The following is a 20400-nucleotide window of genomic DNA, read 5'->3' on the forward strand; positions in this document are numbered from 1 at the left end:
GCCGCGTCTTTCGCTGGTCAGACGGGTGCATCGCGGTGGGGATCGTGACCAGCGCACTAGCTCGGCGCGAGGTCACACTCGCCCGGGTCATCGGCGCGTTGGTGGCCGCCTGTGTGCTCTACGCCGTCGTGCACACAGCGGTCACCGGCGCGGTCTCGCATCCGCGGAACTGGCTGGTCGCGTTCGCCTGCACCCTGCTCGGGGTGCGGGTGATCGGCCACGTCCGCAGGTCGTCCGTCGGGTGGCTGCTGCTGGCCATGGGCGTGTTCGGCGGTGTCGCCATCGCGGTCGCCGGTCAGCCCGCGGACCATCCCGCCCGATGGGTCGAGGCGTGGGTCTGGTGGCCCACGTACGCGTTGTTGCCCGCGGTGGCACTGGTCTTCCCGAACGGCAAGCCGCTGAGCAACCGCTGGTGGATCGCCATCGGCGCGTCGTTGTTCAGCGCTGTCGCCGGCACGGTCGGGATCGCCTGGGCGTCGTGGGGCGATCCCGCCTCGTTCTGGCAGAGCAGCGGCGGCGGGCTCGCGAAGACGCTCACGCTGGTCGCCGTGCTCGCGGCCGGGGTCTCCGTGCTGGCGGCCGTGGTGTCCTTGGCTCTGCGGTGGCGGAGGGCTGAAGGGGACGAACGCCGGTTGCTCGTCTGGGCGTTCGCGTTGCTGACGCTGGCCGGTGTGGCGACGGTCGTGGAGACGACGGACGGGCACATCGCGTGGATCGTCGGTGTGCTGGCGTTTCCGGCCGCCGCGGTCATCGCGATCGTGCGGTACGGCCTGTACGACATCAGCCTGCTGATCCACCGGTCGTTGCTCTACGGCACGTTGACCGTGGTGCTGCTGCTCGTCTACCTGGGTGTGATGGTCGGCGCGGGCGAGCTGTTCACGAACGACGCCGAGGTCATCGGCGTGGTCGCGGCGGGGCTCGCGTTCGCGCCGATTCGCAGCTGGGTGCAGCGCAAGCTCGACCAGTGGCTGTACGGCCAGCGCTCGGATCCTTACGCGGCGCTGTCCACGTTGAGCGAGAAGCTCGAACGGTCGCAGGACGTGCTGCCGACGGTCGCGCAGACCGTCGCGGAGTCGTTGAAGCTGCCGTACGTGGCGATTCGCGGCGGGTCGGTGCTGGCCGAGCACGGACGTAGTCGCGGATGGCCGCAGCTGCGCTTTCCCATGACTTATCGGGGTTCTGTCGTCGGTGATCTCGTCGTGGAGCCGCGGGCGCCGGACGAACGGCTGAGCGATCAGGAACTGAGCCTGCTCGTCGACCTCGCCCGCTCCACCGCCCCGGCCGCGCAGTCGATCAAGCTGACCGCCGATCTGCAGCTCGCCCGCGAACGGCTGGTGCGGGCCCGCGAGGAGGAACGGCTGCGGTTGCGGCGCGACCTGCACGACGGCGTCGGACCGGCGCTGGTCGGGATCCGGTTGCAGCTCAAGGCGTTGCGCCGCTCGCTGGGCGACGTGCTGGACCCGGTGCTGGGCGACGTCGACTCGACGGCCGGCGAGGTGCGCAGCCTCGTGGACGGGCTGCGGCCGCCGATCCTCGACCAGGGCCTGGCCCTGGCCGTGCGCGACGAGGCCGCGCGCTTCAACGGCGACCTGCGGGTTCAGGTGGAGGCCGAGGAGATCGACGGGCTGTCCGCGGCCGTGGAGGTCGCGGCCTACCGGATCGTCGCGGAGGCGCTGACCAACACCGCACGCCACTCGGGCGCGTCGACGTGCGTGATCACGGTGCGGGCCGATGGCGACCTGATCGTCGAGATCGTGGACGACGGCCGCGGCGTCGCCGCCGATTCCAAGCCGGGAGTGGGCCTCGACTCGATGCGCGAACGGTGCGCGGAGCTGGGTGGATCGTGCACAGTAGGACCCGCGGAACCACACGGCACTCGGGTGGTGGCGCGGATCCCGTTGGAGGCCCAGTGACCCGGGTTGTGATCGCAGACGACCACCCCGTGTTCCGGCGCGGCCTGAAAGCGTTGCTGGACGGCGAGGACGGCCTCGAAGTCGTCGGCGACGCCGCCGACGGCCAGGAGGCCGTGAAGGTCGTCCTGGATCTTGAGCCCGACGTCGTCGTGATGGACCTGCACATGCCCGTGCTGGGTGGCGTCGAGGCCGCGAAGCAGATCCGTGAGGTGTTGCCGGACATCGGCGTCCTCGTGCTGACCATGCACGAGGACGACGAACTCGTGTTCGCGGCGATGAAGGCCGGTGCGCGGGGCTACCTGGTCAAGACGACGGACGACGACGAGATCGTGCGCGCGGTGCAGGCGATAGGAGCCGGCGAGGCGATCTTCAGCGCCACCATCGCCCAGCGCATGATGGGCTACTTCACCGCGATCTCCTCGTCCAAGGCGGTGCTGTTCCCGCAGCTCACCGACCGCGAACGGGACGTGCTGGAGCTGATGGCGTCCGGGCTCGACAACCCCTCGATCGCCTACAAGCTCAGCCTGTCGGGCAAGACCGTGCGCAACCGGGTCTCCGCGATCTTCACCAAGCTCCAGGTGGCCGATCGCGCGCAGGCGATCGTCCGCGCCCGTGAGGCCGGGCTCGGAAGTCCCTCCCACTAGGGACACCGGTCACCTGACGACGGGACTGGTCCCTCGTTTGGATCGGCGTATCCGCCGAAGGGGGCCCGATTCGCATGGACATCACCTGGGACGTCGCACACGCGCGGCTCAGCCACGACCGAATGCTGCACATCGCACAGGCGCTCATCTCGATGCGCCCCGAGACCGTCACGCTGGGAGGCGGGGAACCGCTGGGAGTCCCCGGCCTGTTCGAGATCGTCGAACTGTTCCGCGCCGCCGGAATCGACGTGGTCCTGCGCACGTCCGGCAAGTCGCTGCACCCGTCGATGGTGCGGACGCTGCTGATGTCGTGCTCGCGCATCGAGGTGTGCGCGATGGCGTTCACGCACGCCATGCACGCGTTGCACCTGCTCGACATCGGTGCCGCCAAGCTCGGCCAGCACGCCGTGTTCGGCCTCGACGCCACCGGCATCCGGCGCGGCTTCGACCGCCTGGAGGAGTTCTGCGCCACGACCGCGTTCGAACTGCCGCGCCTGGCGTTCATCGCGTTCAGCGACACGATCGGCTCGGACCACGCGCAGTACCTGCAGTCGCTCGCGCCTCAGACCGTCCGGGTGACGGTCGAGACGGCGAACACGTCGGTGGTCAGAGCGAGTTGATCAGGGCGCGCCAGGCAGTGGGAGAACGCGAGTGCCGCACCGCTCGCGTTCTTCGTGTCCCGCACCAAGCTCAGAAGACGCCACCGCGGGCCGCGAACACGTCCTCGATCGGACTCTGCGAGCCGAGCACGAGCCGCAACAGCACGCGTGCCTTGCGCGGGCACAACCACCCTGCCATGACCACGCCGCGCCGGATCAGGTCCGACTCGGATCCGGTGAAGCCGTAGGTGTCGCGGAACGTCGTCCCTGCCCCCGTCCGCGTCGCGACGACCACCGGGAACTGGGCCCGTGAGATGGCTTCGGCCATGCCGGCCGACACGTGACCGACGCCCGCGGCCGCGACGACGGCGCCTTTGACGTTGAGCCAGTCGAGGACGGAGCCGTCATCGTCCACAGTGGCCTCGATGAGCGGAACCGCTGGTGCTTCGAGAGGTCGTGGCAACGCCGCCAGGCGGTGCGCGGGGTGGAAGTACTGCGGCGCGCCTTCGACGACGAGTCCGAGCGGGCCGGGGAACGACGTGAAGGCGTTCATCAGGCTGCTGTGCGTCTTGCGGACCCAGCGGGCGGCGTGGATCTCGTCGTTCAGCACGAGCAACGCTCCGCGCCCGCGTGAGTTCTGTGCGGCCGCAACGGAAACGGCCGCGGCGAGGTTGGCGGGGCCGTCCGCGCCGGGGAGTCCGGGGTGCCGCATCGCGCCGGTGACGACGATCGGTTCCTCGTGCGGCCACAGGCAGTCGAAGAAGTACGCGGTCTCTTCGAGGGTGTCGGTGCCCTGGATGATCACGACGCCTTGCGCGCCTTGGGAAACCTGCTTGTCGGCCCAGTCGAAGGCGTCCAGCAGCGTGGTGAACGTGAGCGAGGCGCCGGGGATCGTGGCGAGGGTGGCGATCTCGCCCACTTCCAGGCCCTGGACCAGGTCTTTGGCGCCCAGGGTCGGTGACACCGCACCGGAGCCCGTCATCGTGATCGTGCCGCCGAGCGATGCCACCGCCACCTGTGAGCTCATGCCCTCACTCTAGGGTTACTGGCGCCAGTAGGTGATGTTGCGGAAACGGGCCTCCGCGCGGCCGCTGCCGTGGTGGTAGACGCCGTTCTTGAAATAGCGCGTCGCCGGGCCCTCGTCCTGATGGGTCAGTTTCAGAGCGCCGTTGTAGTAGGTCTTCACGGTGCCCCGGCCGCCCGCGACCGCGGTGTGTTCGACGCGGATCTTGAACCATTTGTTGTAAATGCCGGTCGCGATGACCTGGTTGCTGTCCTTGCGCAGGGTGCCGCCGTTGATGTTGGCGACGTTGAGCATCACGTCGGTGGCGCGGGTGCCGTCCGGACGGCTGCCGCGCAGGATCTGCACGACGGTCGGGCCGCTGACGCCGGCCGGGATGTAGATCTCGCCCTCCCAGGCGCGCGAACCGCTGGAGTACTCCTGGTTGAAGCGCATCTCGGTGCGCGGATCCGTCGGGCTGCCCTGGGTGTGCGGCTGGTCGTAGTCGTACACCCACATCGTGTGGACGCCGCCTTCGAGCTTGTAACGGCTGCTCAGCGCCAGGTTGTACGGCTTCTGGACGGTGTAGGTGTACGGCGCCGACACCCACTGCGCGGACGGCGGCTGAGCGAGGGCCTGAGCCGCCGGGGCCACGAGCAGGGGTGCGGTCAGCGCGAGGGCGAGCACGGATCGTCGCGTGTGGAGTGCAGGGGTTTCCACGGTGAATCCCTCCGACCTTCGATAAGTGGTCTGTACCACTGTGAGGTCAGAGGACGGAGGGAATCAATACTTCGTTCAGTTTCCGGAACAATGTTCAGATAGGCGAACGTTTCACATTCCTGAACTGATCTCGTCGAAGGTCGGGAACTTCTTCGCGATGTCGCTTCCGGTGAAGTTCCCGATCCAGCCGTCGTCGTCGTGGAAGAACCTGACCGAGACGTAGTCCGGGGTCGTGCCCATGTCGAACCAGTGCGTCGTGTTCGCCGGAACGCTCAGCAGGTCGCCCGCCGTGCAGAACACCGCGTAGACCTTGTCGCCGATGTGCAGGTAGAAAACCCCTGCGCCACGGGCGAAGTAGCGGTCCTCGTCGTCGTCGTGGGTGTGCTCGGCGAGGAACTTGTTCCGGAACTCGACGGCCTTCGCGCGGTACTCGTCGGTGTCGGCCGGGGTCATCTCCATCGCGTCGACGTAGCCGTAGCCTTCCGTCTCACTGACGCGGGCGATGTCCTTCTCGAAGATCTCCAGGGCGTTCTCGGCGGTGACACCGTCCACAACGGACCAGCGACTGAAGCGCACGCCGTGCTCCTTGAGCGCGGTGGCGATCTCCTCGGCGTCGGTGGTGCGCAGGACGGTCTCCTCGGGGCCGGTTTCCGGCCACACGGTCAACAACGTCATGAGTGCCTCCCCGTAAAGATGTCTCGCGTCTCCACCTTGAAGCGCAGCAACCACTCCAGGCATTCCAGGCGGTGCCGTGCCTGCATGAGATCCTCGCCCCACACGTACACGCCGTGGCGTGCGACGAGCAGGGCCGGGACCTTCGGGTCGAAGCCCTTCTCGAAGGCGTCGCCGAGTTCGAGCATGTCCTGGGAGTTCCTCACGACCGGGATGACGACCTCTTCGTGGTCGTAGCGGCCGAAACCCTTGAGCATCTCGAGGTCTCGCAGCACCACGCCGTCGGGCCAGTGTTCCGCCGCGACAACGGCTGCCAGCGCGTGGACGTGCACGACGGCGCCCGCTCCGGCGACGTGAGCGATCCGCGCGTGCAGACCGGCTTCGGCGGACGGGACCTTGTCGCTGTCCACCGCGTTGCCGTCGACGTCGATGACCACGCTGTCGTCCGCGGTGATCTCGCCCTTGTCGACGCCGCTGACCGTGACCGCGAGCCGGAGCGGATCACGTTGCAGGACAACCGAAAGATTGCCGCTCGTGCCGCGCATCCAGCCCATCTGGGCGTAGCGGACGCACTCGCGGGCGAGTTCCGCCGTCACGACAGTTCCCAGACCGTGGGGTGCGGGGTGAAGTCTGCGTTGCCGTACGGCTCACCGGCGCGGGCGACGCCGACCGTCTTCCAGCCCGCCTCCTGCGCGGCGTGCAGCTCGGCCGGAACGTCGCTGTAGAAGGTGATGTCGTCGCTCTGGAGCGTCTCCGCGATCTTGTGGTACGACGCGGCTTCGCGCTTCGGACCGGCGTTGACCGTGTCGAAGTGGTGCTCCAGCAACGGGGTCAGGTCGCCGTCGGTGGTGTGCTGGAAGAACGCAACCTGGCCCGCGACCGAGCCGGAACTGAAGATCGCGAGCTTCACGCCGTCGTCGTGCCACTTGCGGATCGCGGGGACGACGTCCGGGAAGAACTCCGCCACCAGGTCGCCCTGCGCGTAGCCCTGCTGCCAGATGAGGCCCTGCAACGTCTTGAGCGGCGTGACCTTCTGGTCGGCGTCCATCCAGTCGTGCAGTGCTTTGACAACGTCGTCGTGGCCCGCGAGCTCCTTGATCTGCCGCACGGCATCGACGACCACCGGGTCGTCACCGTGCTGCTCGATCCACGGCCCGAGCCGGGGGCGGGCGTAGTCGTAGAGGACGACCAGCACCTGGTCCGTCGCGCTCAGCGTGCCCTCGATGTCGAGCACGACCCACTTGCTCACCGCTGTTCTCCCTCGTAGTACTTGTCGAGCGCACCGGCGTCGTAAACACCCCGGTCCGTCACCACGGTCGTGACGAAGCGCGGCGGTGTCACGTCGAACGCCGGGTAGTGCCCTTTCACCCTCGGCGTGGCACTGGGCCTGCCGAGGACCTGCAACACTTCCGAGCCGTCGCGGTACTCGATTTCGACGTGCTCCGTCGTCGGCGCCAGCAGATCGGGTGCCTGCACTTGGGCGTGGAACGGTACTCCGAACGCGTGCGCCGCCACGGCCAGCCCCAGTGTGCCGACCTTGTTGACGACGTGCCCGTCCATGGTGACGCGATCGGCCGCCGTGACCAACGCGTCGACCTGTCCGCTTTGCAGAACGGCGGCGCCCATGCCGTCCGTGATGAGCGTGGTGTCGACGCCCATCTCGATCAACGTCTCCGCGGTGAGCCGGGCTCCCTGCAGGTACGGCCTGGTCTCGGTGCAGAAGAAGCTGAGCCGTTTGCCTTGCGCCTGCGCGGCTTTGACCGTTTCGGTGAGGTACAGGTCGGCCCAGCAGTGGGTCATGACCGTGGCGTCGGCGGGCAGCAGGTTCGCGGTGTGCTCGCCCAGCGCCTGGCTCTTGGCGCGGTACCTGCGGTCGCCCTCCTCGGCGCCGCCCAACGCGTGCCTGACGTCCTGGGCGGCGTCCACGTGTTCGAGGACGATCTTGGTCGCCTTGCGCAGGGCGTTGTTGGTGCGCCTGGTGTTCTCGAGCATCCGGGCGGTGTCCGCGAGCTGCGCGCGGGCGTGCTCGAACGGCAGGCCTTCGAGGACGCGTGCCTTGAGCACCATGGCGAACAGCACCGCGAAGTACGGGCCGGAGGACTGGGTGACCATGTCCTCGATGGCCCGTGCGACTTCCTCGGCCGTGCGGCAGAGCACCCAGTTCCGTTCGAACGGGAACTGCCGCCGGTCGAGGATCAGGACGCCGTCGTCGGTGAGCTTCACCGAGTCGGCGAGGACCGGCTGCATCAGCTGTACCCGGTGTGCGCGGGGCGCGCGCCGGTGAGGAAGTGCTCGCCGACCTCGCGTGCCTTGTAGACGACGGGGTCGTGCAGCGTGAGCGTGCGGGCGTTGCGCCAGAAGCGGTCCACGCCGTACTTGGCCGCTGTGCCGCGCGCGCCGACCTGCTCGAAGATGCGGCTGGTGACCTCGTTGACGAGCTTGGTGCTGACGACCTTGGCCTCGGAGATCGTGACCGCGACCTCGCCGCGCTTGGCGGGGGTCAGGTGCCTGCCGAGTTCGGACGCCTCCCAGAGCTGCCGCGCGGCCTCGTCGGCGAGCAACCCGGCGGCCCTGGTCTGCGACACCATCTCGCCGTAGGCCGCGACGATGTAAGGGTCCTCGGTGGCCGCCTCGACGCCGCTGACGAACCACGGGCGGGTCTTGGTGCGGGTGTAGTCGGCGGCCTCGCGCAGGGCGCCTTCCGCGATGGCCACGTAGAGCTGGGCCAGCACGAGCTGGAAGCCGATCGCGGCGAGGCTGATGCGCGGGTCCTCGTTGGCCGGCTGGACGCCGAGGATCTCGGAGACCGCGACGTTCTCGAAGGTCACGCCACCGGACGCGGTGAGGCGCTGGCCGATGTTGTCCCAATCGTCCAAGTAGGTGATTCCATCGGCTTTTCCGTCGAGCAGGAACGTGAGTTTCTCGCCGTTGTCCGTGCGGGTCGCACTGACCACGAGGCGGTCGGCGACGGCGGCTCCGGTGGCGAAGGTCTTGCGACCGTTGAGGACGAAACCATCCTCGGCGGGGCTGAGTTCGAGCGCCGCGTCGAGCGGGTTGCTGACGCCGGCCCAGAACTGGTCTGGCCGGACGCTGAACGGCGCGTCGAACAGCCCGCTGCGCCAGATCTGCAGGTAGTGGTACCCGAGGAGGTGTCCGGCGTTGGCGTCGGCGGCGCCGATGATCCGGCCGATCCGCTGCTGCTGAGTCCAGTCGCTGACGTTCAGCAAGCCGCTCTGCCGGAGCAGTTCCACCTCTTTGGTGGGTGGCTGGTTCGCCCGGTCCCTGTCCGCCGCGTCGGACCTGAGCGTCGCCGCAACCTCGTGCGCGACGTCCAGCCAGTTCGTCATTCCTGCTCCTCTCGGGGTACCACGTTCAACTTACTTCGTCACACCACCGGGCTAACCACGATGTGAGAGAGACCGTCGACTGGCAGACTGCCCGCGCACCTCGCTTTGGCGAGGGACCAACATCTAGGGAGCATTCGGTATGGCGCAGGGCACCGTGAAGTGGTTCAACGGCGAGAAGGGCTTCGGATTCATCGCGCAGGACGGCGGCGGTCCGGACGTGTTCGTGCACTACTCGCAGATCTCCGGCTCGGGCTTCAAGTCGCTGGAAGAGCAGCAGCGCGTGGAGTTCGAGATCGGCCAGGGTCAGAAGGGGCCGCAGGCGCAGGACGTCCGCGCCATCTGATTCAGCTTCTTCGAGGCCCGCTCGGCTTCGCGCCGGGCGGGCTTCTTTTGTGCCCGGACGGTTTTCGGGAGTGTCAGACCCCTCTGTCATCGTGGACACATCAGCTCGTTTGGAGAGCCACGACGACCGAAAGGCCTGGTACCGCCCATGTATTCCGTTGCTTCACGCCGCCCTGAACGCCGCGATCGCCTGCCGCGCGAGCAGGCCGCGCGGTGACGGCGCGGCAGTGCGTCCGGCAGCGCGGGGACGGCCGCCGCTGCGAGGCCCGCGCGGCGGACTGGGGCGCACCTGACCCCGCCGATCCCACAGCGGACCCGAAGGCGTGCTGGACCCACCTGACCCCGGCCGAACGCACGACCTGCCGTGCGAACCGCGAGCGGCGGGACCGGGCGGCGCCTGCGCTCCCCCGACGCGAGGCCGCGCTCTTCCCCTGGCGCCCCAGCCGCTCCGCGCCCAGGACCACCACCTCGCACAGCTTGCGGAAGTCCCTCAACAAGGCGGCTTTCCTGCTGGCGACGGAGACCGGCCGCTATCCCGGCGCGGTGAACAGCGAACTGAACGGCGTCATGGGCGTAGACCGCCGGGCCGCGGCGAGCAAGGAACAACTGCGCGAGGGCCTGAGACACGTCGGTGATCAGCTGCGCGCACTGGGCGAGTCCCGCACCCCGCGCGACCGCGACACCGGCACGACGTTCAGCGGCGAACCGCCGTTCTGAAACGACACAGGCGCCGCGGCCCGTCGGCCACGACGCCTGCCTTGCCGCCGCGGGATGTCGACGACGCGCGCTCACGGGAAGCACCCGGAGCAAGTGGCAACCGAGGGAGTCGAACCCTGCGCGGCTTGTGAAGGCGGCGCCCGAGTACCGGCCCTAACCCTTCGGCTGGGCGACGGCTGCCGTGGAGTTGTACTGCGACGTGCTGGTGGCGGTTCCCGCCTGGTGCCTCTGCTCGCTAAGAGCGATTCACGATGGTGGGGATACCCACAGTGTTAAACGTCCACACCCTTGAAAGCGTTTCATGTTTCACCCTGATGGATGACTCTGGTCACCATGCGATACCTCCCTGCCATCGCAGCCCTGCTGCTACTTCCCCTGGTGCCCGCCACCGCCGACGCGGCTCCCGCGGGCACGTTCTACGTCACCAGTGTCAGGACCGGACTCAACGTCGCCCAGAGCGGCAGTGGACTGGCGCTGCACCGCCCCAAAGGCAACGAGGACCGCCAGCAGTGGCGGCTGAGCGACGGGAGGTTCGAGAACACCGACTCGCCGGGTCAGTGCATCACCCGTCAGCTCACCATGGGTTCGTGTTCACAAGGGGATACGGTTCACGAGCCCCGTCAGTTCGGTGATCAATGGGAATTCTTCAGCCTGAATGGCGAGTCGCGCTGGTACCTGACGCCGGTCAGCGGTCAGACCGAGGCGATGCCGGCGGATCCGCGGCTCGACCAGATGACGTTCCTGACCGCCCACAACGCCTATGCGAACGGGGTGGACGGCGGGTTCGCGCCGCCGTTCGTCGACCTCGCCAAGAACCAGACGCGCGGCATCGTGCAGCAGCTGAGTGACGGCGTTCGCGGCTTCATGCTGGACATTCACCAGACCTCGGACGGCGCGATCCTGTGCCACAACAGCTGCACGCTCGTGAGCAAGCCGGTCGCGCTCAACGTCGACGTCCAGCGGATCGTGGACTTCCTGCGCAACAACCGCGGCGAGATCATCACGGTCTTCCTGGAGGACTACGTCGACGCGAACACGTTGCGCGCCGAACTGCGCAAGGTGCAGGGGCTGAACGACGTCCTGTACCGGGCGGAAGGCGTGCAGCAGAACGGGTGGCCCACGCGCAGTCAGCTGCAGGCGGGCAACAAGCGGCTGATCATCTTCACCGACCACGGCAAGGACGGGCGTGAGGACAGCGGCGTGCTCTACCAGAAGGACTGGACGGTCGAGAACTACTGGTCGATGGGTTCGGGCCTGGGCAGTTCCGACTGGTCCTGTTACAGCCGATGGGATGAAAAACCGCTCACCGCGACGGGCAGCTTCCAGCCTTTGTTCGTGATGAACCACTTCCGGGACGTTCCGTTCACGAGCACGGCCACGACGGACAACGGCAAGCTCGCGAACCGCGCGCAGCAGTTCTGCCAGCCCGCGGCGCGCAAGAAGCCGAACTTCCTGGCAGTCGATCTTTATCACCTGGGCAATGCCCAGGCGGCGGTGAGCCTGCTCAACTCATACGTATATAGGCCGTAGCCCAGATTGTGGGAGTTGTACGCTCCGCGCATGGCCTCGATCCTGTTCACGCGCGGAGCGCCCTCTCTCGACATCATCGACCAGGAAGGTCTGCGCGAAGCAGCGCAGAAAGCCTTCACGGACGACCCCGGCGGCACCTTCGCGTACGGCACGAGCGTCGGCTACGTGCCTTTGCGCACCTGGCTCGCGGAGCAGCACGGCGTCGCGCCGGAGCAGGTGCTCGTCACCAACGGCTCGATGCAGGCCGACGCGTTCCTGTTCGAACTGCTCGTCGGGCAGGGCGACGACGTGGTGGTCGAGGCTCCGACCTACGACCGCACGCTGCTGAACCTGCGCCAGCGCGGCGCCAAGATCCACGCGATCGAGCTGGAGACCGACGGCATCAACGTCGACGCGCTCGAGAAGCTGCTGGAGAGCGGTGTGCGCCCGAAGCTCGCGCACATCATCCCGAACTTCCACAACCCGGCCGGCTACACGCTGTCCGAGGCGAAGCGCGCCCGCCTGCTCGACCTCGCGGCCAAGTACGACTTCGTGCTGTTCGAGGACGACCCGTACGTCAAGGTCCGGTTCGAGGGCGAGCCGCTGCCGACGATGCTCTCGCAGGACAAGAACGAGAAGGTCGTCTACGCGTCGTCGTTCTCGAAGACCATGGCGCCCGGCATCCGCTGCGGTTACCTGGTGGGCCCGAAGGCCGTCATCAAGGCCGTGCAGGACATCGCCACCACCACGTACATCTCGCCGAACATGGTGGCGCAGTCGATCGTGAACTCGTACTGCCGCTCCGGCCGTCTCGACGAGTCGGTCGTGAACGTCCGCACGGCGCTGCGCGCCCGCAGGGACGCTCTCGTCGCCGCGCTGCAGCGCGAACTGCCGGAAGCCGTCTTCACCGCGCCGCAGGGCGGCTACTTCATGTGGGTCGAGCTGCCGGGCGTGTCCATCGACAAGCTGGTGCCGGTCGCCAAGGAGCACGGCGTCGAGTTCGTGAAGGGCTCGGACTTCCTGCTGGAGGGCGGCGACAACGCCCTCCGCCTCGCGTTCTCGGGCGTCACGCCGGAGCAGATCGACGAGGGCATCACCCGCCTCGGCGCGGCCGTCCGCGCGCTCTAAGACTCCAGAAAGTGTCAGTTACTGCCAGAACTTCTGGCAGTAACTGACATTTCGCGCTACCGTGGCGACGTGGACACCTTGACCACGCGCGCCGCGAAGGACCTGCGCACCCGCCTCGCGATCCAGGAGGCGGCCATCGCCCTGTGCCTCGACCAGGGCTTCGCCGCCACGTCGACCAAGGCGATCGCCGACCGCGCGGGCGTCTCCGAACGCACGTTGTTCCGCACGTTCGGCACCAAGGCCGCGATCTTCTGGTACGACGCGTTCCTCAGCCGGGTCGTCCGCGCCCTCACCCCGGACCCGGATCCCGTTGCCGCACTGAGCAAAGCCGTGCGCACGGCCATCGACACGATCACCCCCGAGCAGTGGGCCCTGGAACTCGGCCGCCGCGCGGTGATCGTCAGGGAACCGGACCTCATCGCGACCGGCACGCAGGAACTCAACACCGGCGCCGCGCAGATCGCGACGATCCTGACTCCCCCGCTCGCGTCCCCCGAGCAGGCCTTCGACCTGGTGCTCTTCGCCCGGTTCGCGGTGGCGGGCATGGGCGCGGTCCCGATCCACGCCGGCACCACGCCCGCCGAATGGGGCGCGGAGCTGGAACGGGTCGCGCACAAGGCCGCGCACGGCGCGTTGGAGCGGTCATGAAGCTGCCTGGACTCATCACCGACCCGAACACGCTGGCCGGCCTCAGTCATGACGAGGCCGAGTGGGCACCGGCGGGCACGCCGTACGCGGCGCTCCGGCCACAGTCCACAGAGGACGTGCGGCAGGCCGTGAAAGCGTGCGCCGAGCACAACGTCCCGATCGTGCCGCGAGGTGCGGGCACGGGTCTGTCCGGCGGCGCCAACGCGACGGACGGCTGCCTGGTCCTCGACCTGAGCCGGATGGACCGGATCCTCGAGATCGACCGGGACAACCTGCTCGCCGTGGTGCAGCCGGGCGTCGTCAACGACGACCTCAAGAAAGCCGTTGCCGCGCAAGGACTCTGGTACCCGCCGGACCCGGCCAGCTCGCCGTGGTCGACGATCGGCGGCAACGTCGCCACGAACGCGGGCGGCCTGTGCTGTCTGAAGTACGGCGTGACGCGCGACTACGTGCTCGGCCTGGAAGCCGTGCTGGGTGGCCCCGTCGACTACGGCACCGCGGTGCGCCTGGGCAGGCGCACCACCAAGGGCGTCGCCGGCTACGACCTGACCAGCCTGCTCGTCGGCTCCGAGGGCACGCTCGGCGTCGTCACCGAGATCACCGTCCGCCTGCGCCCGGCCCCGCGTCCCGCCGGCACCGTCGTCGGCGCGTTCGACAGCCTCGTCGCCGCAGGTCAGGCCGTTGCGCTGAGCACCAGCCGAGGCCTGCAACCTGCCGCGCTGGAACTGATCGACCGTGCGTGCCTGCAGGCCGTCGAGGACTGGAAGCACCTCGGCATCGAGCCGGACACCGAGGCGATGCTGCTGGCCCGCGCCGAAACACCCGACGACGCCGACGGCCTGGTCGCGGCCTTCACCGACGCGGGCGCCGTCTGGACGGAGCGGTCCACCGACTCGACCGAGGCCGAGGCCCTCTTCGCCGCCCGGCGCCTCACCTACCCCGCGCTCGAACGCCTGGGCCCGCTGCTCACCGAGGACGTCTGCGTGCCCCGGTCCGCGGTCCCCGCGATGCTCGCGCACATCGAGGAGATCGGCGCGCGCCACCAGGTCCGGATCGCGACCATCGCGCACGCCGGCGACGGCAACCTGCACCCGTTGCTGATCACCCCGCCCGGCGACGACAACGCCAGGATCGCGGCGCAGGCGGCGTTCGAGGACATCATCGACCGGGCCCTGGCGCTCGGCGGCACCGTCACCGGCGAGCACGGCGTGGGCCTGCTCAAGCGCGACGGCATGATCCGCGAACTCGGCCCCGGCGCCCACGCCGTGCAGCAGGCGATCAAGCACACGCTCGACCCGCTGAACCTCTTCAACCCCGGCAAGGCCTAAGGAGTCCGCATGTTCGTTCCGGTAGACGGTGGCGACCTGGCCGTCGAGATCCACGACGGCGACACTCCGCCCGTGCTGGCCATCCACGGCGTCAGCGGCAGCCGCAAGCTGTGGAACTGGGTGGCCGCACACCGCTTCTCCCTCATCGCGCCGGACCTGCGCGGCCGCGGCGACAGCTTCGAGGTGCCCGGCGCGGGCATCGGGCAGCACGCCGACGACATGGTCCGCGTGCTCGACGCCCTCGACCTCCAGACCGTGACGGTGTGCGGCATGTCCATGGGTGCGTACGTGGCCGTCGACCTGGCCGTGCGCCACCCGGACCGCGTGCGCTCGCTCGTGCTCGTGGACGGCGGCTTTCCCATGCCCGCCCACGCCCAGATGACCGAGGAACTGCTCTCGGCCGCGTTCGCCCCGCAGGTGGCCGCGCGCGAACGCACCTGGACCGTCGACGAGTACCTCGCCGTCCAAGCTGCGGCGAACCCGCTGATCGACGCCACCGACCCGTTGGTCCGCGACTACTTCGCTCACGACCTGACCGCCGACGGCCACCTGCGGCTCCCGGCCGACACCCTGATCGCCGACGCCACCGACGTCATCTTCGGCAAGTCGCGCTGGCGGGAACTGACCGTGCCGGCCTGGTTCCTGCACGCCGAGTGGAGCACCGGCCCGGACAGCCCGCCCGCCTACACCGTCGAGCAGGCGCGGGAGTTCCGCGCCGCCCTGCCCGTGCTGCGCGAACCCGTGCTGATCAACGAGGTCGACCACGGTGGCACCGTGATGACCCGCGCGGGCGCCGCCGTCACCGCAGAGGTCCTCGCCGAAGCTCTGAAGTAGTCCACCCCTGAGCCCTGCACCACACCTCTTGGATCCGAACGCGCCTCCGAGTTAGTGTGTACACCAATGATTAGTACACCAAGTATTCCGGAGAACCCGCTCGAACTGGAGCGGCAGGTCTGCTTCGCGCTGGCCGTGGCCAGCCGGACGGTGATCGCGGTCTACCGCCCGATCCTGGAGCCGCTGAACCTCACGCATCCCCAGTACCTGGTGATGCTGGCGCTCTGGGAACGGTCGCCGCGCACCGTCAAGGACCTGAGCAACGTCCTGCAGCTCGACCCCGGCACCCTCAGCCCGCTGCTCAAGCGACTGGAGGCGGTCGGGTACGTCGAGCGGCAGCGGGACAAGGCGGACGAGCGCGCGCTCGCGCTCACCCTGACCGAGGCAGGGCAGGAACTCCGCAAGGAAGCGCTGAAGATTCCCTTCAAGGTCGTGGAGCAGCTCGACATGACGTTCGAAGAGCTCGCGCAGCTGAACCAGGTGCTGCACAAGGTGATCGCCAAGGCCGTCCGATGAACCCCGCGCTCAAGCTCTGGTACTACGCGGGCGGCAGACTTCCGCAGCAGTACCGGGAGTTCGTCTTCGAGGACGTGACCGGTCCGAAGTGGTTGATGCGCTTCACGGTGCGCAGTCTCGTGCAGGTCACGCCGCTGACGACGGCCATCACGCTGGCACTGGTCTTCGGACTCGGCTCGGCGTGGCCACTGGCAATTGCGTGCGGAGCGCTCGGTTTCGTTGTAGGACTGTACTTCGCGCTCTCCTACGCACCCGAAAGTGTGGACTACCGGCTCACGAAGTACGGGTATCCACGAGGGGCGGCGACTCAGGGTCGCCGGGATCGAAACGCCGTGCGGGACCGCGAACGACAAGCGCAGTACGACGCGGTCTGGCGGCGATCCGAAGGGTAGAGACCTATGGCCTTGCTGAACGATCAGTTCGAGTTCACGAGGCCGCAGGCGCTCACCCTCACGGCAGGGTTGCTGCAGCTCGCGTTCGGATGGTTCGACGTGTTCGGATTGGACCCGAACTACCACGTGATCCAGATCGGCGTCGGGGCACTGGGCGTCGCGATGGCGTGGCGGCACGACCTCGCGCGGATGTACGGGATTCTTCTGCTGTTGTCGTTCGGGATGCTGGCTTTCTCGCTCAACGACGTGACGACCGAAAGTTTTCTCGAGGTGCGGACGGCCCTGATCGGGCTTCTGATCACGCTGGCCAGGCCGGCGAAAGCAGGCCCTCGGCAGGGCCCGCGGTGACGGAGAGCAACGGCGTCAACGCCGCGTAACCGTCGGCCAGGAACGCGACCTCGGTGCCGGGAACCGGTTCGAGTCCGGTCTTGGCGCCCCGCACCTTCAGCTCGTCGCCGTTCATCTCGAACTGCACCTCGTAGGGACTCGACGGCGCGATGCTCGCCCACTCGATGCCCCGCACCGTGGCGGTGTTCGGCACGTTGAGGTTGAGCACGGTCGCGGCCGGCATCTCCGCGAGCATCGGCAGCACCGCCCGTGCGACATCGGTCGCCGTGTCCCACAGCGGTGTCGTTCCGTCCCACGCCACGTCCAGCGACACCGCCATCGCCGAGACCCCGCGGACGCCCGCGGCGAGTGCGGCGCCGACCGTGCCGGAGTGCAGGATCCCGGTGCTGGTGTTCGCACCGAGGTTCACGCCGGACAGCACCAGGTCAGGCCGTTCACCGAACCCGCCCTGGCAGGCGACGAACGAGATCAGCGCGGGGTGCCCGGCGACGGCCAGCGCCTCGAACCCTTCCGTCTGCCTGCGTTCGATCGCGATCCTGCCCCGGCCGGAGTGCGAGGCGACGCTGGTGCCGGTTCCGCTCGCCTCCTCCGCGGGTGCCGCGACCAGCACGTCCCAGCCGAGCGACGAGGCCGCGCGGGCCAGTGCGTAGAGCCCCGGCGAGTCGATGCCGTCGTCGTTGGTGACCAGAACGCGCATCAGGACCCCCGTAGAACGTGGTGAGGGCTGCGGGAAGAGTCCCGCGGCCCTCACAACTCAATCAGCAGACGCCCGCGTCGCGCCAGACTCCCCACTGGCCGGTGGTGCCTGGCTCCTCACCTCGCGTCCACCACTGCGCGTTCCACTTGTGGCCGTTGTGCGAGACCACGTTGCCGCCGGTGTAGACCTTGTCGCGCTCCCACGCCGGCTCCGCGCACGGGCCGGGACCGGGGCCGCCGCCGGTGTCCCACGGCACCTGGGTGGACTTGTAGAAGTTGATGCCCATGGTCGTCCAGCGCGGGCCCTGGTTGCCCAGGCGCACCTTGAACTGGTCCCAGTTGTGCGTCGACCACGGCGACCAGGCCAGTTCGGCGATCGCGCCGAGCCTCGGGAACGCCATGAACTCGATGTCGCGGCCGGTCACCAGCGTCTCGCTCCACAGTGGAGCCTCGACGCCGCGGACCGCGGACTCCGGCACACCGCTCAGGTGCGTGCCGGGGTTCCAGTCGTACGCGGTCTGGACCTCGATCAGACCGGCCCACGACAGGCCCAAAGGCGTGCTGGAGTTGTACTTCATGTCCAGGTACGCCTTGTTCGCGGGCGACATGATGACCTTGTGGCCGCGTGCCGCCGCTGCCTGCACCACGGCGTTGGACGTGGTGGTGCCCCAGTACTGCGGGATGGCGGTGGTGTCGGTCGTGGTCTTCACGAACTCGTGCCAGCCGAGCGCGGTCTTGCCGTACTTCTTGACGATCGGCAGGGTGCGGTTCATGAACGTCTGGTAGTCGGCGTCCGGCGTCGAGTGCGCCTCGTCGCCGCCGATGTGGAAGTACGGGCCTGGCGTGAGCGCCGCGATCTCGCGGATCACGTCGTCCAGGAACTGGTAGGTGATCTCCTTGCTCACGCACAACGAGGAGTAGCCGACCTCGATGTCCGTGCGCAGCGGCGGAGCCTGGCCGTTGCAGTTGAGCTCCGCGTAGGAGGCCAGTGCCGCGTTGGTGTGGCCGGGCAGGTCGATCTCGGGGATCACCGTGATCTTGCGCGAGGCCGCGTACTGCACGATCTCGCTGTACTGCGCCTTGGTGTAGTAACCGCCGGGGCCGCCGCCGACCTGCGTGCTGCCGCCGTACGTCGCGAGCCTCGGCCAGCTGTCGATCACGATCCGCCAGCCCTGGTCGTCGCTCAGGTGCAGGTGGAAGTAATTGATCTTGTAGAGCGCCAGCTGGTCGATGTAGCGCTTGACCGTCGAGACCGGGTGGAAGTGACGGGCCACGTCGAGCATCGCGCCGCGGTAGGAGAACCGCGGGTAGTCGACGATCAACGCGCCCGGCACGGTCCACGGACCGGCCTGCGCGGTCGTGCTCTCCACCTTGGCGGGCAACAGCTGCCGCAGCGTCTGCACGCCCGTGAACAGACCCTCGGACGTGTTGGCGCGCAACACGATGCTGTTCGCGGCGACGTCGAGCTGGTAGCCCTGGTCCCCCACCGTGCCGGGTGCGCCCGAGAGCAGGAGCGAGATGCCGTCGGCCGGCGTTCCTGTCGTGTCGGACACCGGCAGGGCGTAGCCGGTCGAGGGCCGCAGGACTCCGGCGAGGAAGGTGCCGACGTCGCGTGCGGCCGGGGCCGTGTAGATCTTCGTGGCTGCCGTCAGGGTGTGCGTGACACCGCTCCTGGCCTGCACCGACACCGGGACCGGCACCAGGCTCTGCAGTGGTTCCGCGGCTTGCGACTGCGCGCTGACGGACAACGCTGCCGTGACAGCGATGACCGCGGCGAGAACGCGAGTTCTCACGACTCCTCCTCACGAGTCGGGGGCGGCGACCCTGCCTCCAGCCTGCTCAAACATCCCTTTTGTCGTCAATGGTCTGAGCCAATTCTTTGCTCGTGACTTGGTCAGTAGGCCGGAAGGGTGAGGCTGTTGACGACCTCGGCGAACTCCTCGGTGGGCGCGCCGCCGTTCTCCTGGTTCTTCAGCGCCATGTCCTGGTTGGCGACCACGTAAGGCCGCAGGATCTCCTCGTAGCGCTGGAAGGCGGTCGACGGGTCCTTGGCGAGTTCTCCGGCGAGCACGTACGCGCCGATCAGGGCCATGCTGGTGCCCTGCCCGGACAACGGCGAACCGCAGTAGCCGGCGTCGCCGAGCAGCACGACGTTGCCGCGTGACCAGGAGTCCATCCGGATCTGGCTCATCGAGTCGAAGTGGAAGTCCGGGGCCTCCCACATGTGCTTGAGCGCGGTCGGCCACGCCCAGCCGGCGTCGGCGAACTTCTCGGCGATCAGGGCGCGCTGGGCGTCGACGTCGCGGTGGTCGAACTCGGTCACACCGTTGAAACCCATGTAGACACGGCATTCCGCGTTGGCACGGGCGCTCATGATGCCGCCGCCGACGACCTCGCCCTGCTGGAACGTCTGCCAGTGGTCGAGGCCGAGGAAGTTCGGCGCGGTGAAGACGGCCAGGTTCATGCCGAGGTGCGTGATGAAGTCCGACTCGGGTCCGAACACGAGCTTGCGGACGTTGGAGTGCAGGCCGTCGGCGCCGACGATGACGTCGAAGTCGCGCGGTGCCGCCTTTTCGAACATGACGCGGGTGCCGTCGACAGCGGTGATCGTGTCGTCGAACAGGTACTCGACGCCGTCCACCGCGTCGAAGATCATCCGAGCGAGGTCGTCGCGCAGCAGTTCGACGTCGGGGCTCGACAGGTCGCCGCCGCTCAGGGTGTGCGTGGTCGAGCGGTACAGCTCGTTGCCGTCGGCGTCGACCACGTTCATGCCGCGCATGTTGGTGCTGAACGACTTCAGCTGGTCGCCGAGACCCATGCGCTCGATGACCTCCAGGGCCGGGCCGCGCACGTCGATGGCCTGGCCGCCGGGCCGCATGCCGCGGGCCCGCTCCACGACCGTGACGTCGAAACCGTGGTGGCGCAACCAGTAGGCGAGCGCGGGTCCGCCGATGCTGGCGCCGGAGATCAGGACGTTCTTCATGGTGTTGCCCCCTGTGAGTCGGTGTTGCTCACAAGGTGCGGGCAGGCGCTGACCGTCCACTGAC

General features: G+C 68.4%; 23 protein-coding genes. 13 read left to right on the forward strand and 10 right to left on the reverse strand.

Features of this window, described 5'->3' with window-relative positions; genetic code table 11:
- Positions 1-44: 44 nt before the first annotated feature.
- The 3 genes from ACIQF0_RS33910 to ACIQF0_RS33920 all read left to right on the forward strand — a co-directional run bounded on the left by ACIQF0_RS33910 (position 45) and on the right by ACIQF0_RS33920 (position 3177).
- Positions 45-1913: a sensor histidine kinase gene (locus ACIQF0_RS33910; RefSeq protein ID WP_401036414.1), complete on the forward strand. Its 1869-nt coding sequence runs from the start codon at positions 45-47 to the stop codon at positions 1911-1913.
- Positions 1910-2557, forward strand: a complete 648-nt coding sequence (locus tag ACIQF0_RS33915) for a response regulator transcription factor (protein ID WP_330270649.1) — start codon at positions 1910-1912, stop codon at positions 2555-2557. Before ACIQF0_RS33910 ends, ACIQF0_RS33915 begins: the two co-directional genes overlap by 4 nt.
- 74 nt (positions 2558-2631) lie before the next feature.
- Positions 2632-3177 carry a hypothetical protein gene (locus ACIQF0_RS33920; protein ID WP_401036416.1) on the forward strand — a complete coding sequence of 182 codons (546 nt, stop codon included), beginning with the start codon at positions 2632-2634 and terminating at the stop codon, positions 3175-3177.
- A 70-nt stretch (positions 3178-3247) separates the two neighbouring features.
- On the opposite strand, the gene ACIQF0_RS33925 is transcribed toward ACIQF0_RS33920, so the two are convergent.
- The 7 genes from ACIQF0_RS33925 to ACIQF0_RS33955 form a co-directional block, all read right to left on the reverse strand.
- Complete coding sequence (locus ACIQF0_RS33925; RefSeq protein ID WP_401036419.1) at positions 3248-4183, reverse strand: asparaginase; 936 nt, start codon at positions 4181-4183, stop codon at positions 3248-3250.
- Positions 4184-4198: 15 nt separating this feature from the next.
- Positions 4199-4876 (reverse strand): polysaccharide lyase family 7 protein, encoded by a 678-nt coding sequence (locus tag ACIQF0_RS33930; protein ID WP_319978036.1) that lies wholly within the window; start codon positions 4874-4876, stop codon positions 4199-4201.
- Between the two features lie 111 nt (positions 4877-4987).
- Positions 4988-5551 (reverse strand): 1,2-dihydroxy-3-keto-5-methylthiopentene dioxygenase, encoded by a 564-nt coding sequence (locus tag ACIQF0_RS33935; protein ID WP_401036422.1) that lies wholly within the window; start codon positions 5549-5551, stop codon positions 4988-4990.
- Complete coding sequence (gene mtnB / locus ACIQF0_RS33940; RefSeq protein ID WP_401036424.1) at positions 5548-6144, reverse strand: methylthioribulose 1-phosphate dehydratase; 597 nt, start codon at positions 6142-6144, stop codon at positions 5548-5550. Before mtnB ends, ACIQF0_RS33935 begins: the two co-directional genes overlap by 4 nt.
- Entirely contained in the window at positions 6141-6797 is a 657-nt protein-coding gene (gene mtnC / locus ACIQF0_RS33945) for an acireductone synthase (RefSeq protein ID WP_401036426.1), read from the reverse strand. Before mtnC ends, mtnB begins: the two co-directional genes overlap by 4 nt.
- Positions 6794-7795, reverse strand: a complete 1002-nt coding sequence (locus ACIQF0_RS33950) for a s-methyl-5-thioribose-1-phosphate isomerase (RefSeq protein WP_401036427.1) — start codon at positions 7793-7795, stop codon at positions 6794-6796. The genes mtnC and ACIQF0_RS33950 overlap by 4 nt, the downstream gene beginning before the upstream one ends.
- Positions 7795-8895, reverse strand: coding sequence for an acyl-CoA dehydrogenase family protein (locus ACIQF0_RS33955; protein ID WP_401036430.1), 1101 nt, complete (start codon positions 8893-8895; stop codon positions 7795-7797). Before ACIQF0_RS33955 ends, ACIQF0_RS33950 begins: the two co-directional genes overlap by 1 nt.
- 139 nt (positions 8896-9034) lie before the next feature.
- Here ACIQF0_RS33955 and ACIQF0_RS33960 point away from each other — a divergent pair, with 139 nt between their 5' ends.
- The 10 genes from ACIQF0_RS33960 (at position 9035) to ACIQF0_RS34005 (ending at position 16657) form a co-directional block, all read left to right on the forward strand.
- On the forward strand, positions 9035-9238 hold the full coding sequence (locus tag ACIQF0_RS33960; protein WP_030479286.1) for a cold-shock protein: 204 nt from the start codon (positions 9035-9037) through the stop codon (positions 9236-9238).
- Positions 9239-9450: 212 nt separating this feature from the next.
- Positions 9451-9954, forward strand: coding sequence for a hypothetical protein (locus ACIQF0_RS33965; protein WP_401036433.1), 504 nt, complete (start codon positions 9451-9453; stop codon positions 9952-9954).
- A gap of 333 nt (positions 9955-10287) precedes the next feature.
- Positions 10288-11484, forward strand: a complete 1197-nt coding sequence (locus ACIQF0_RS33970; RefSeq protein WP_401036436.1) for a PI-PLC domain-containing protein — start codon at positions 10288-10290, stop codon at positions 11482-11484.
- A 30-nt stretch (positions 11485-11514) separates the two neighbouring features.
- Positions 11515-12591, forward strand: coding sequence for a PLP-dependent aminotransferase family protein (locus ACIQF0_RS33975; RefSeq protein WP_401036438.1), 1077 nt, complete (start codon positions 11515-11517; stop codon positions 12589-12591).
- Positions 12592-12660: 69 nt separating this feature from the next.
- Complete coding sequence (locus ACIQF0_RS33980) at positions 12661-13239, forward strand: TetR/AcrR family transcriptional regulator (protein ID WP_401036440.1); 579 nt, start codon at positions 12661-12663, stop codon at positions 13237-13239.
- Complete coding sequence (locus tag ACIQF0_RS33985; protein ID WP_401036443.1) at positions 13236-14567, forward strand: FAD-binding oxidoreductase; 1332 nt, start codon at positions 13236-13238, stop codon at positions 14565-14567. The genes ACIQF0_RS33980 and ACIQF0_RS33985 overlap by 4 nt, the downstream gene beginning before the upstream one ends.
- A 9-nt stretch (positions 14568-14576) precedes the next feature.
- A complete protein-coding gene (locus ACIQF0_RS33990) occupies positions 14577-15401 on the forward strand; it encodes an alpha/beta fold hydrolase (RefSeq protein WP_401036445.1) in 825 nt (274 codons plus the stop codon).
- 66 nt (positions 15402-15467) lie between these two features.
- Positions 15468-15917, forward strand: a complete 450-nt coding sequence (locus ACIQF0_RS33995; RefSeq protein ID WP_319978024.1) for a MarR family transcriptional regulator — start codon at positions 15468-15470, stop codon at positions 15915-15917.
- Positions 15914-16309 (forward strand): DUF5313 family protein, encoded by a 396-nt coding sequence (locus ACIQF0_RS34000; RefSeq protein WP_401036447.1) that lies wholly within the window; start codon positions 15914-15916, stop codon positions 16307-16309. The genes ACIQF0_RS33995 and ACIQF0_RS34000 overlap by 4 nt, the downstream gene beginning before the upstream one ends.
- A gap of 6 nt (positions 16310-16315) precedes the next feature.
- Complete coding sequence (locus ACIQF0_RS34005) at positions 16316-16657, forward strand: hypothetical protein (RefSeq protein ID WP_401036449.1); 342 nt, start codon at positions 16316-16318, stop codon at positions 16655-16657.
- On the opposite strand, the gene surE is transcribed toward ACIQF0_RS34005, so the two are convergent.
- The 3 genes from surE to ACIQF0_RS34020 form a co-directional block, all read right to left on the reverse strand.
- A complete protein-coding gene (surE, locus tag ACIQF0_RS34010; RefSeq protein WP_401036450.1) occupies positions 16608-17354 on the reverse strand; it encodes a 5'/3'-nucleotidase SurE in 747 nt (248 codons plus the stop codon). The genes ACIQF0_RS34005 and surE overlap by 50 nt on opposite strands.
- Before the next feature lie 61 nt (positions 17355-17415).
- A complete protein-coding gene (locus ACIQF0_RS34015; protein ID WP_401036453.1) occupies positions 17416-19146 on the reverse strand; it encodes a family 20 glycosylhydrolase in 1731 nt (576 codons plus the stop codon).
- 101 nt (positions 19147-19247) lie between these two features.
- Positions 19248-20336, reverse strand: coding sequence for an FAD-dependent monooxygenase (locus ACIQF0_RS34020; RefSeq protein WP_401036456.1), 1089 nt, complete (start codon positions 20334-20336; stop codon positions 19248-19250).
- Between the last annotated feature and the right edge of the window lie 64 nt (positions 20337-20400).

The organism is Lentzea sp. NPDC092896, assembly GCF_044754905.1.
Taxonomy (GTDB): domain Bacteria; phylum Actinomycetota; class Actinomycetes; order Mycobacteriales; family Pseudonocardiaceae; genus Lentzea.

What these genes read in the sequence shown, in the direction of transcription:
- surE (WP_401036450.1), bottom strand. Translation starts at nt 17,354, where the DNA reads ATGCGCGTTCTGGTCACCAACGACGACGGCATCGACTCGCCGGGGCTC.
- ACIQF0_RS33995 (WP_319978024.1), top strand. Translation starts at nt 15,468, where the DNA reads ATGATTAGTACACCAAGTATTCCGGAGAACCCGCTCGAACTGGAGCGG.
- ACIQF0_RS33920 (WP_401036416.1), top strand. Translation starts at nt 2,632, where the DNA reads ATGGACATCACCTGGGACGTCGCACACGCGCGGCTCAGCCACGACCGA.
- ACIQF0_RS33975 (WP_401036438.1), top strand. Translation starts at nt 11,515, where the DNA reads ATGGCCTCGATCCTGTTCACGCGCGGAGCGCCCTCTCTCGACATCATC.
- ACIQF0_RS33960 (WP_030479286.1), top strand. Translation starts at nt 9,035, where the DNA reads ATGGCGCAGGGCACCGTGAAGTGGTTCAACGGCGAGAAGGGCTTCGGA.
- ACIQF0_RS33935 (WP_401036422.1), bottom strand. Translation starts at nt 5,551, where the DNA reads ATGACGTTGTTGACCGTGTGGCCGGAAACCGGCCCCGAGGAGACCGTC.
- ACIQF0_RS33985 (WP_401036443.1), top strand. Translation starts at nt 13,236, where the DNA reads ATGAAGCTGCCTGGACTCATCACCGACCCGAACACGCTGGCCGGCCTC.
- ACIQF0_RS33990 (WP_401036445.1), top strand. Translation starts at nt 14,577, where the DNA reads ATGTTCGTTCCGGTAGACGGTGGCGACCTGGCCGTCGAGATCCACGAC.
- ACIQF0_RS34005 (WP_401036449.1), top strand. Translation starts at nt 16,316, where the DNA reads ATGGCCTTGCTGAACGATCAGTTCGAGTTCACGAGGCCGCAGGCGCTC.
- ACIQF0_RS33925 (WP_401036419.1), bottom strand. Translation starts at nt 4,183, where the DNA reads ATGAGCTCACAGGTGGCGGTGGCATCGCTCGGCGGCACGATCACGATG.
- ACIQF0_RS34000 (WP_401036447.1), top strand. Translation starts at nt 15,914, where the DNA reads ATGAACCCCGCGCTCAAGCTCTGGTACTACGCGGGCGGCAGACTTCCG.
- ACIQF0_RS33970 (WP_401036436.1), top strand. Translation starts at nt 10,288, where the DNA reads ATGCGATACCTCCCTGCCATCGCAGCCCTGCTGCTACTTCCCCTGGTG.
- ACIQF0_RS33955 (WP_401036430.1), bottom strand. Translation starts at nt 8,895, where the DNA reads ATGACGAACTGGCTGGACGTCGCGCACGAGGTTGCGGCGACGCTCAGG.
- ACIQF0_RS33950 (WP_401036427.1), bottom strand. Translation starts at nt 7,795, where the DNA reads ATGCAGCCGGTCCTCGCCGACTCGGTGAAGCTCACCGACGACGGCGTC.
- ACIQF0_RS34020 (WP_401036456.1), bottom strand. Translation starts at nt 20,336, where the DNA reads ATGAAGAACGTCCTGATCTCCGGCGCCAGCATCGGCGGACCCGCGCTC.